At 71.8% G+C, this 9,430-nt stretch carries 10 protein-coding genes; 2 read left to right on the top strand and 8 right to left on the bottom strand.

Features of this window, described 5'->3' with window-relative positions; genetic code table 11:
• Window positions 1-85: 85 nt before the first annotated feature.
• The 5 genes from ABZ215_RS28135 to ABZ215_RS28155 are packed head-to-tail and all read right to left on the bottom strand — an operon-like array spanning window position 86 to window position 5,605.
• On the bottom strand, window positions 86-955 hold the full coding sequence (locus ABZ215_RS28135) for a MoxR family ATPase (protein WP_354952853.1): 870 nt from the start codon (window positions 953-955) through the stop codon (window positions 86-88).
• Complete coding sequence (locus tag ABZ215_RS28140) at window positions 945-1,826, bottom strand: XdhC family protein (RefSeq protein ID WP_354952855.1); 882 nt, start codon at window positions 1,824-1,826, stop codon at window positions 945-947. Before ABZ215_RS28140 ends, ABZ215_RS28135 begins: the two co-directional genes overlap by 11 nt.
• Window positions 1,826-4,180 (bottom strand): aerobic carbon-monoxide dehydrogenase large subunit, encoded by a 2,355-nt coding sequence (locus ABZ215_RS28145; protein WP_354952867.1) that lies wholly within the window; start codon window positions 4,178-4,180, stop codon window positions 1,826-1,828. The genes ABZ215_RS28140 and ABZ215_RS28145 overlap by 1 nt, the downstream gene beginning before the upstream one ends.
• A 23-nt stretch (window positions 4,181-4,203) precedes the next feature.
• On the bottom strand, window positions 4,204-4,719 hold the full coding sequence (locus ABZ215_RS28150) for a (2Fe-2S)-binding protein (RefSeq protein ID WP_354952857.1): 516 nt from the start codon (window positions 4,717-4,719) through the stop codon (window positions 4,204-4,206).
• Between the two features lie 4 nt (window positions 4,720-4,723).
• Window positions 4,724-5,605 (bottom strand): xanthine dehydrogenase family protein subunit M, encoded by an 882-nt coding sequence (locus tag ABZ215_RS28155; protein ID WP_354952859.1) that lies wholly within the window; start codon window positions 5,603-5,605, stop codon window positions 4,724-4,726.
• A gap of 115 nt (window positions 5,606-5,720) precedes the next feature.
• On the opposite strand from ABZ215_RS28155, the gene ABZ215_RS28160 reads away from it, so the two are divergent.
• Window positions 5,721-6,656, top strand: coding sequence for a LysR family transcriptional regulator (locus tag ABZ215_RS28160; RefSeq protein WP_237337326.1), 936 nt, complete (start codon window positions 5,721-5,723; stop codon window positions 6,654-6,656).
• Between the two features lie 12 nt (window positions 6,657-6,668).
• Here the strand turns inward: ABZ215_RS28160 and ABZ215_RS28165 are convergent, their stop codons facing one another.
• From ABZ215_RS28165 to ABZ215_RS28175, 3 genes are all read right to left on the bottom strand, one after another.
• Complete coding sequence (locus tag ABZ215_RS28165; protein WP_354952861.1) at window positions 6,669-7,556, bottom strand: hypothetical protein; 888 nt, start codon at window positions 7,554-7,556, stop codon at window positions 6,669-6,671.
• A gap of 11 nt (window positions 7,557-7,567) precedes the next feature.
• Window positions 7,568-8,062: a SigE family RNA polymerase sigma factor gene (locus ABZ215_RS28170; protein ID WP_354952863.1), complete on the bottom strand. Its 495-nt coding sequence runs from the start codon at window positions 8,060-8,062 to the stop codon at window positions 7,568-7,570.
• A gap of 80 nt (window positions 8,063-8,142) precedes the next feature.
• Complete coding sequence (locus ABZ215_RS28175) at window positions 8,143-8,784, bottom strand: NAD(P)H-dependent oxidoreductase (protein ID WP_354952865.1); 642 nt, start codon at window positions 8,782-8,784, stop codon at window positions 8,143-8,145.
• Between the two features lie 86 nt (window positions 8,785-8,870).
• Between ABZ215_RS28175 and ABZ215_RS28180 the strand changes: the two genes are divergently transcribed.
• Entirely contained in the window at window positions 8,871-9,341 is a 471-nt protein-coding gene (locus ABZ215_RS28180; RefSeq protein WP_027935645.1) for a MarR family winged helix-turn-helix transcriptional regulator, read from the top strand.
• Window positions 9,342-9,430: the final 89 nt, after the last annotated feature.

Below are 9,430 nucleotides of genomic sequence, written 5' to 3' on the forward strand. Positions count from 1 at the left end.
GCGCTGAACGTCCGCACCACGGCCAGGCCAACGGGCTGACTTCCCGACCACCTCCACCAGCCACTCCACCGCCGGGCCGCCAGCCTCACTCACCAACCACCTCCGCCAGCCGCTCCACTGCCACCGCGCGGTCCTCTTCGTACTTGAGCACCGCGCTCAGCGTCCGCTCCACCGCCGGGCCGTCCACCACCGACACACCGAGCACCTGCAGCGCCGAGGCCCACGAGATCGCCTCCGCGACCCCCGGCGGCTTGTACAGCCCGAACCCGCGCATCCGCCCCACCGCCCACGCCACACGCGAGGCGAGCCAGTCCGCCGCGCCCGGCACCCGCAACCGGATGATGGCCGCCACCTGCGCCACCTCCGGGTGCGCGATCCAGTGGTACAGGCACCGCCGCTTGAGGGCGTCGTGCAGTTCGCGGGTCCGGTTGGAGGTCAGCACGACCACCGGCGGCACCACCGCGCGCCGGGTCCCCAGCTCCGGGATCGTCACCGCCGACTCGGCCAGCAGTTCGAGCAGGAACGCCTCGAACTCGTCGTCGGCGCGGTCGACCTCGTCGATCAACAGCACCGCCGGGCGCGGGCCGGGGTGCGTGATCGCCGCCAGCAACGGCCGCGCCAGCAGGTAGTCGTCGGCGAAGAGGTCGGCCTCCGCCAGCGACTCGCCCCGCGACTCGGCCAGCCGGATCCCGAGCAGCTGGCGCGGGTAGTTCCACTCGTACAGCGCGTCCGAAGAGGACAGTCCCTCGTAGCACTGCAACCGGATCAGCGGCGTGTCCATGGCCGCCGCCAGCGACTTGGCCGCCTGCGTCTTGCCGACACCGGGCTCGCCCTCCAGCAGGATCGGCTGCCGCATCCGGACCGCGAGGAACAGGGCGGTGGCCAGCGCGTCGTCGGTGAGGTACCCGGCGGCGCCGAGGCGCTCGGCGAGATCGCCGACCGTCTCAGGCGTCACCGGTGTACCTGCCCGGTTCGTCGGCGAACGCGTGACGGCACCCGGCCCCGCAGAAGTAGTACCGCCGCCCGCCGTAGGGCAGCTGCACCGACTCCGGCGTGATCGCGACGCTCATGCCGCACACCGGGTCGACCGCCTCGGCGGCCACCTCGACGTCCTCGGCCGGGCGCCGCGGCGGGCGCGGGCGGGTCGCGATCAGCTCCGCGTACACCGACACCGCGACCTCGGCCGGCGTCCGCGCCCCGATCGGCAGGCCGGCCGGGGTGTGGATGCGGCCGGGCTCGGCCAGCCCCAGCCGCTCCAGCACCGCCGCGCCGCGCTTCTCGCTGGCGATCAGGCCGATGTAGGCCACGTCCGCGCGCACCGCCGCCTCCAGCACGCGTTCCTCGTCCCGGCCGTGCGACGCCACGATCACCGCGAACGTGTCGTCGGACAGCTCGGCGCCCACCCGCGTCTCGTAGCCGAGCACGCGGCCGACCGACGCCAGCGCCCGCGCGATCGGCCCGTCACCGTGGATCGCCACCAGCGGCGGCGGCATCTGCGCGTCGAGGAAGATCTCCAGCTCGCCGCCGGACAGGCACGGGTTCCCGACCGTCACCACCCCCTCCTCGACCTGCTCGCCCGCGCCGGGCTGGATCCGCAGCAGCGCCGACTCGCCGGTCAGCAGCAGCCGGATCCCCTGCTGTCGCACGGTCGACTCGGCGCAGGACCCGCCGACGAAACCCTCGATGGTCCCGTCGGCGAGCACCAGCGCGCAGTCGCCGGGTTTCGCGCTGGTGGGGCGTTGCGCCCGCACCACCGTCGCCAGCACGAACGGCGTCCGGCCCGCCCGCAGGGACTCCGCGTGCGCCCGCAACTCCTGTCCGTTCATCACGTGATCGCCAAATCTGTCCGGAGTGGACGATTCTGCGACGCGCGCCACACGGCCGCCGGGGTGAGCGGCATGTCCGCGTGCCGCACCCCGTACGGCTTGAGCGCGTCGAGCACCGCGTTGACCACGGCCGCGGGCGAGCCGACGGTCGCGGACTCGCCGATGCCCTTGGCCCCGATGGGGTGGTGCGGCGACGGGGTCACCGTCTCGCCCAGCTCCCACGACGGGCACTCCACGGCCGTGGGGATCAGGTAGTCCATGAACGACCCGCCGAGGTGGTTGCCGTCCTCGTCGAACGCCATCACCTGCATCAGCGCCATGCCGATGCCCTCGGCCAGCCCGCCGTGCACCTGGCCCTCGACGATCATCGGGTTGATCCGGACGCCGCAGTCGTCGACCGCGACGAACCGGCGCACCTTCACCTGCCCGGTCTCGGGATCGACGTCGACGACGCAGATGTAGGCGCCGAACGGGTAGGTCAGGTTCGGCGGGTTGTAGACGCACGTCGCGTCCAGGTGCCCCTCGACGCCGTCGGGCAGTTCCAGGTCGGAGTGCGCGGCCAGCGCGATCTCCTGGATGGTCTTGCCGGAGTCCGGGTCGCCCTGGACGAACCAGCGGCCCTTCTCCCACTCCAGGTCGTCCGGGCTCACCTCCAGCATCGCCGAGGCGACGATCTTGGCCCGCTCGCGGACCCGACGCGCCACCACCGCCGTCGCCCCGCCGGACACCGGCGTCGACCGGGACCCGTAGGTGCCGAGGCCGAACGGCGTCTGGTCGGTGTCGCCATGCACGACCTCGATGTCGTCCGGCGAGATGCCCAGCTCCTCGGCCACGATCTGCGCGAACGTCGTTTCGTGGCCCTGCCCCTGGCTCTGGCAGGACAGCCGCAGCACGGCCTTGCCGGTCGGGTGCACGCGCAGCTCGGCGCCGTCGGCCATGCCCAGCCCGAGGATGTCCATGTGCTTGCGCGGCCCCGCGCCGACGGCCTCGGTGAAGAAGCTGATGCCGATGCCCATCAGCGGCCCGTCACCGGTCGCCGCGCGCCGCTTCTGCTCCTCCCGCAGTTCCGCGTAGCCGGCGATGTCCATCGCCTGGCTCAGCGCGCGCGGGTAGTCGCCGGAGTCGTACTCCCAGCCGGTCTTGCTGACGTACGGGAACTGCTCCGGCCTGAGCAGGTTGCGCATCCGCAGCTCCGCCGGGTCCATCCCGAGGTCGTAGGCCAGCACGTCGACCAGCCGCTCGACCAGGTAGACCGCTTCGGTGATGCGGAACGAGCACGCGTAGGCGACGCCGCCGGGCGCCTTGTTGGTGTAGACGCCGGTGACCGCGCAGTGCGCCGCCTCGATGTCGTAGGAACCGGTGAAGACGCTGAAGAACCCGGCGGGGAACTTCGTCGGCTGCGCGGTGCCGTTGAACGCGCCGTGGTCTGCGAGCACCTTGACGCGCACCCCGAGGATCTTCCCGTCGCCGGTGGCCGCGATCTCGCCGTGCATGTGGTAGTCGCGGGCGAAGGACGTGCTCATCAGGTTCTCCGAGCGGTCCTCCACCCACTTCACCGGTTTGCCGGTGACGATGGAGCCGACCACCGCGCACACGTAACCCGGGTAGATGCCGACCTTGTTGCCGAACCCGCCGCCGATGTCCGGCGAGATGACCCGGATCTTGTGCTCGGGCAGCCCGGCCACCAGCGCGTACAGCGTGCGGTGCGCGTGCGGCGCCTGGGTGGTCGTCCACACGGTGAGCTTCCCGGTGATCGGGTCCAGGTGCGCCACCGCGCCGCAGGTCTCCATCGGCGCCGGGTGCACCCGCGGGTACAGCATGTCCTGCGCGGACACCACGTCGGCGCGGGCGAACACCTCGTCGGTGCGCGCGGCGTCGCCTGCTTCCCAGTCGAAGATGTGGTTGTCCCGCTTGCCGTCGATGTCGGTGCGGATCACCGGCGCGTCCGGCGCCAGCGCGCGGCGGGCGTCGACGACGGGCGGCAGCGGCTCGTACTCGACGTCGATCAGCTCCAGCGCGTCGCGGGCGGCGTAGTGGTCGTCGGCGACGACGAAGGCGACCTCCTGGCCCTGGAACCGGACCTTGTCGGTGGCCAGCACGGCCTGCACGTCGTGCGAGAGCGTCGGCATCCAGGCGAGGTTCAGCCCCTCCAGCGTCTGGCCGGTGATGACGGCCTTCACCTTCGGGTGCGCCTCGGCCGCGCTCGTGTCGACGGACACGATGCGCGCGTGGGCGTGCGGGCTGCGCAGCACGGCGCCGTGCAGCATCCCGGGCAGGTTCACGTCGTCGACGTACTGCCCGTGCCCGCGGATGAACCGGGCGTCCTCCTTGCGGTGCATGCGCCCGAACCCCATCGGGGTGTGGTTCTCGGTGGTGGTCACGCGGACACCTCCGCACTGTCCACAGTGCTCTCCTCGGGGACCGCTGCGGCAGCGGTGTCGTGCTCGGCGGCCCACCGGACGGACTTGACGATGTTCTCGTAGCCGGTGCACCGGCACAGCTGGCCGGAAATCGCCTCGCGGATGTCCTCTTCGGACGGATCGGGGTGGTGGTCGAGCAGCCAGCGCGCGGTCAGCATCATGCCCGGCGTGCAGAACCCGCACTGCAGGCCGTGGCATTCGGTGAAGCCCTGCTGCACCGGGTCCAGCCCGGTGGAGTCGCCGAGCCCCTCGACGGTGCGCACGCGACGGCCGTCGGCCATCACCGCGAGGACCGTGCACGACTTGACCGGCGCCTCGTCCAGCCACACCACGCACGTGCCGCAGTTGGACGTGTCGCAACCCCAGTGCGTGCCGGTCAGGCCCAGCTCGTCGCGCAGGAAGTGCACGAGCAGCAGGCGGGGTTCGACGTCCCGCGTGTGCTGCTGCCCGTTGACGGTGACCGTGATCTCCATGTGTTCAGGCCTCCTGGCGGTGGTTGCCGTGCCAACGGGTGCGGGCCCGGTGCAGCGCGCGGACGGTGAGGACCTCCGCGAGGTGACGCTTGTAGTCGACGGGACCGCGCTGGTCCGGAACCGGTTCGCAGTGCCGCGCGGCGATCCGGCCCGCCTCGGCGAAGCGCTCGTCCACCGCCGGTCCGCCGAGCAGGTACTCCTCGGCCTCCGGCGCGTGGAAGTTCGGCGCCCCGAGCGCGGTGAGCCCGATGCCGACCGAAACCAGTTGCGTGCCTTCGATCCGCAGCTCGGCGCCGGCCGCGGCGACCGCCCAGTCCCCCGCCCTGCGCTCGACCTTTTCGTAGGCCGACGCGGACGAGGAGATCGGCACGCGCAGCTGCACGAGCATTTCGTTGTCCCCCACCACGGTCTGGTAAGGACCGGTGAAGAACTCACGGACCGGCACGACCCGGCGCCCGCCGGGTCCCTCGATCACCGCCTCACCGCGGACGGCGGCGAACGCGGCCGACAGGTCCTCGGACGGAGCGGCCTGGCACAGCGAACCGCCGACCGTTCCGCGGTTGCGCACCACGGGATCGGCGATCACCCGCTCGGCGTCGTGGAAGATCGGGAAGTGCTCCCCCACGACCGCCGAGGACAGCAGATCGGCGTGACGCACCATGGCGCCGACGCACAAAGTGCCGTCCTCGACGCTGATCCGGGCCAATTCGGACAGGTCGTTGATGTCGATGAGCGCCTGCGGCTGGGCCAGGCGCAGCTTCATCATCGGGATGAGACTGTGCCCGCCTGCCACGATCCGGCTCTCCGGACCGAACTTCGTCAGCAGACTCAGTGCGTGGGCCACGCTCGTGGCTCGTTCGTACTGGAACTGCGCAGGTACTTGCATGCGCCCTCCCCGGGCATGGATTTTCGGCACAGGGTGCACCCGGTGGGGGAAACCGACAATGGCCGATTAAGGGATCACTTATGTAGGCTGTTCAAGTGATTCGGACCGGTGTGAGATGACGCTCGGTCAGCTGAGCGCCTTCGTCCTCGTGGCCCGGCTCGGCTCGGTGACCGACGCGGCCCGGACCCTCGGCGTCAGCGAACCCGCGGTGTCGCAGGCGCTCGCCGCGCTGCGGCAGCACCACGGCGACAAGCTGATCGTGCGCACTGCCAACGGAATGACGCTGACGCCGGGCGGCAGCCGCCTGCTGCCGATCGCCACACAGATGGTAGCCCTCGGGGCGGATGCCGATGCCGCCGTTCGGGAGGCCAATGGCGTAGCCGAACGGATGCACGTCGTGGTCACGAGCACGATCGCGGAATTCGTCGCGGATCCGTTGCTCGAAGCGTTCATGCGCCGAACGGGCCAGTCGGTGGACGCGTCGGCGGGGCTGGCCCAGGTGGCGGAGATGCCGGTGCTGGTCACGAACCGGCTCGCCGACGCCGCGCTCGGGCCGCGCCTGGACGGCGACGTGGAGAGCGAGCCGGTGTTCCGGTGCAACATCGTCGCCGTTGCGGCGCCTGGGTTCCGGCCTCGCGGCGGCCCGGCGCAGTGGCCGTGGCTGGTGGACCCGTCGGGCGCGGACCCGGGCAGCGGGACGGCACAACTGTTGCGCCGCATGGCCGTTCCGGAATCGGCCATCCGCGTCTTCCCCAACCAGACGGCGGCGTGGTCGGCGGCGGCCAACGGCAGCGGGGTGTCGCTGGCCTTCGAGCACCTGGTGGCGCCGCAGCGGCGCAGGCACGAACTGGTCGTGCTGCCGACGCCGGTCACCCCGCGGACGGAGTACTGGCACCTGACCACGTTGCCGCACAACCGGTGTTCCACCGCGGCGAACTCGTTGCGGCACTTCCTCGGCACCCCGGCGGCGATGCAGGTGATGCGCGCACCCGGCGCCGGGGTGCCGCCGTCCCGCTTCCGGCCACCGGTCTACGTGACCATCTGGAGCTGACGGCGGCCCGTGTCAGCCGGCGACCGCGGACGCCGCGATCGCCTCCACCACCGCCTGCTGCCCCTGCTCGGTGTCGACCATCAGAACCTTGCCGCCGTCGAGGATGCGGCGCACCGTCTTGACCCCCACCATCGGGGCAGGCACATCGGTCGTCGTCGTGGCCCTGGTCGTGGTGGGAGGCACGGGGCCGTTCACGGAGACGTTGTAGCACCGCCCGTCCGATCGGGCCGGAGACTGCGCCGGCACCTCGTGCGGGCACAGCGTCAGGTACTCGTACCGCGCGTCACCGCTCCACTGGCGGACGGTCAGCCCGGCCGGCGCGCGCAGGCTGCGCAGCATCGAGTGCACCGGCGTCGGCACGAGGCGGACCGACCGCGCGATCTGCAGCATGTTGATGTCCGGGATCTGCCAGGTCTTGGTCAGCACCGAGACCACCCGGTCCGGCGCGATGCGGACCTTCGCCTGTGTCCCCCCGCCGGCCAGATCCGTCACGATGCCCGACTCCCCGACGTCGGCGTCCGGGAAGTCGCCGACGCTGATCTCCAGGTAGTTGCCGTAGTAGCCGTTGTACCGGCCGCTCGCGGCGCTGCCGGAGACGGTCCAGCTGCTCAGCTCGAACCCGGACGGCAGCTCGCCGACCGTGAACGGCAACGCGGGCGCGGGCACCGGGAGGTCGGTCGCCCCCGCGGCGGCCTCGATCGACTCGGGTTCGTTCGAGGGGCGCAGCACGGTCATCCCGGCGCCGGCCCCGGCGATCACCACCGCCACCGCGGCCGCCGCGCCGGCGATCCGCCGCTGGGCGCGCCTGCGCCGGATCCGGCCGTGCGCCCCGGCGAGCACCGCGTCCGGATCAGGAGCGAGCGCCTCCCGGGTCTTCAGCGCTTCCCGCAGATTCCGCATTTCGGACATGGTCAGGCCACCTCCATCTCGGCGCCCAGGCGGACCCGCAGCACGGACAGGCCGCGGGAGATGTGACTGCGCACGGTACCCACCGCGCAGCCGAGTACCGACGCGATCTCGTCGTCGTCGCGGTCCTCGTAGAACCGGAGCACGATGGCGGCCTGCTGCGACCGGCTCAGCCCCGACAGCAGTTCCTTCAGCTGCGCGCCGTCGGCGATCCGGCCGGCCGGGTCGGCGGTGTGCGGCTCGCGGAACCACGTCGGGTCCGCGGCCGACCGCACCGCGCGCTGGTACCAGCGGCGCCGCCACGACAGGTGCCCGTTGACGACCATCTTCCGCAGGTACAGGTCGGGCCGGTCGGTCTCGGCGACCCGGGCCCACTTCTCGTGGGCCCGCACCAGCGCCTCCTGCACGAGGTCCTGGGCCAGGTCCGGATCCCCGGTCAGGACCGCCGCGAACCGCACCAGCCCCGGCAGCTGCTCGCGGGCGAAATCGTCGAAGTGCACGAAGAGCAGATGCTCGCACCACGGGTGGCGGTTGCAGCCGGACCGCACTTTTCCCGGAAAGTGCGGTCCGGGTCACACGATCAGGCCGCGGCGGGCACCCACAGGGCGTCGATCTCCTTCTCCGCCGTGGCGAGGCTCTGCTCGAACAGCGGGATCAGGTCGGCCATGGCCGGGTTCTGCGGCGCGAGGGTCAGCTCGGCGGTGATCACGCGAGGTTCGAGACCGGTCAGGGACAGCCCGTGCGGCAGCCACGGCTCGGCGTGGTCCCAGCCCTCGCGCGGGGTGCCCGGGCCGTAGCCGCCGCCGCGGCTGGCCAGCACGATCAACTCCCGGTCGCCGAGCAGCCCCCGCGCGGTCTCCGGGTCGAACGCCAGGCCGGGGACGATCAGGTGGTCGACCCACGCCTTCACCTCGCTCGGCGGGCCGTAGTTGTACAGCGGCAGGCCCAGCAGCACGGTGTCGGCCGCCTTGATCTCGCCGATCAGCTCCTCCATGCGCGCCCAGGCCGCGGCCTGGGCTTCGGTGTGCTGCGCCGGCGGCACCATGCGGGCCGTGTTGCCTGCCTCGCCGAGGTGCGGAACCGGGTTCCGGGCGAGGTCCCGGTAGGTGACGGTGCCCTCGGGGTGCGCGGCGCGCCAGGCCTCCGCCGCACGAGCGGTCAGCCTGCGGCTGACGGACTCCTCGCCGCGGATGCTCGAGTCGATGTGCAGTAGGTGTGCCATGGGTGGTTTGCCCTTCAATATTGATTGGTGTTACGCAAACTATCTATAGCACACCGATAGCCGCTTCGGTTGGGTAAAGTGACGAGGTGGCCTCCCTGCCGGTTGTGAACCAGCCCGCGCACCGGGTCGGCGCGTTGATCGACCACCTGGCGCGCCGGCTGCGGCTGCGCTCGGAAACCGTGCTGGAGCCGCTGGGCCTGCGGCCGCGGCACCTGCTGGCCCTGACCCTGGTGCGCGACCGGGACGGGATCTCGCAGCAGACGCTGGCGAGCACGCTGGAAATGGACGGGACGAATGTCGTCGGCCTGCTCAACGACCTGGAGCGCGAGCAGCTGGTCGAGCGGCGGCGGTCGCCGGAGGACCGCAGGCGGCACACGGTCTCGCTGACAGAGGCCGGGGCGAAGACGCTGGCCAAGGCGGAGTTCGCGCTGGCCGCCGTGGAGGACGAAGTGTTCTGCGCACTCGACGGAGACCAGCGCGAGACCCTGTACCGGCTGCTGCAGACCGCGAGCAACGGCGAGCAGCCCATCTGCACCGAGACGATTCCCGACTGCTGACCCACCCGCCGCGACGGCCCGCGCGAGCTGCTCGCCCCGGCCGCCCCGTCCCAACTCCCGGCAGAAGCCGAGCACCGCACCCCACTCCG

This window comes from Amycolatopsis sp. NPDC006131, assembly GCF_040614175.1.
Classification (GTDB): Bacteria; Actinomycetota; Actinomycetes; order Mycobacteriales; family Pseudonocardiaceae; genus Amycolatopsis_E; species Amycolatopsis_E tucumanensis.

Excerpts from the sequence above, each read along its gene's own strand:
- ABZ215_RS28140 (WP_354952855.1), bottom strand. The coding sequence starts at position 1,826 with ATGAACGGACAGGAGTTGCGGGCGCACGCGGAGTCCCTGCGGGCGGGC.
- ABZ215_RS28145 (WP_354952867.1), bottom strand. The coding sequence starts at position 4,180 with ATGGGGTTCGGGCGCATGCACCGCAAGGAGGACGCCCGGTTCATCCGC.
- ABZ215_RS28150 (WP_354952857.1), bottom strand. The coding sequence starts at position 4,719 with ATGGAGATCACGGTCACCGTCAACGGGCAGCAGCACACGCGGGACGTC.
- ABZ215_RS28155 (WP_354952859.1), bottom strand. The coding sequence starts at position 5,605 with ATGCAAGTACCTGCGCAGTTCCAGTACGAACGAGCCACGAGCGTGGCC.
- ABZ215_RS28160 (WP_237337326.1), top strand. The coding sequence starts at position 5,721 with ATGACGCTCGGTCAGCTGAGCGCCTTCGTCCTCGTGGCCCGGCTCGGC.
- ABZ215_RS28165 (WP_354952861.1), bottom strand. The coding sequence starts at position 7,556 with ATGCGGAATCTGCGGGAAGCGCTGAAGACCCGGGAGGCGCTCGCTCCT.
- ABZ215_RS28175 (WP_354952865.1), bottom strand. The coding sequence starts at position 8,784 with ATGGCACACCTACTGCACATCGACTCGAGCATCCGCGGCGAGGAGTCC.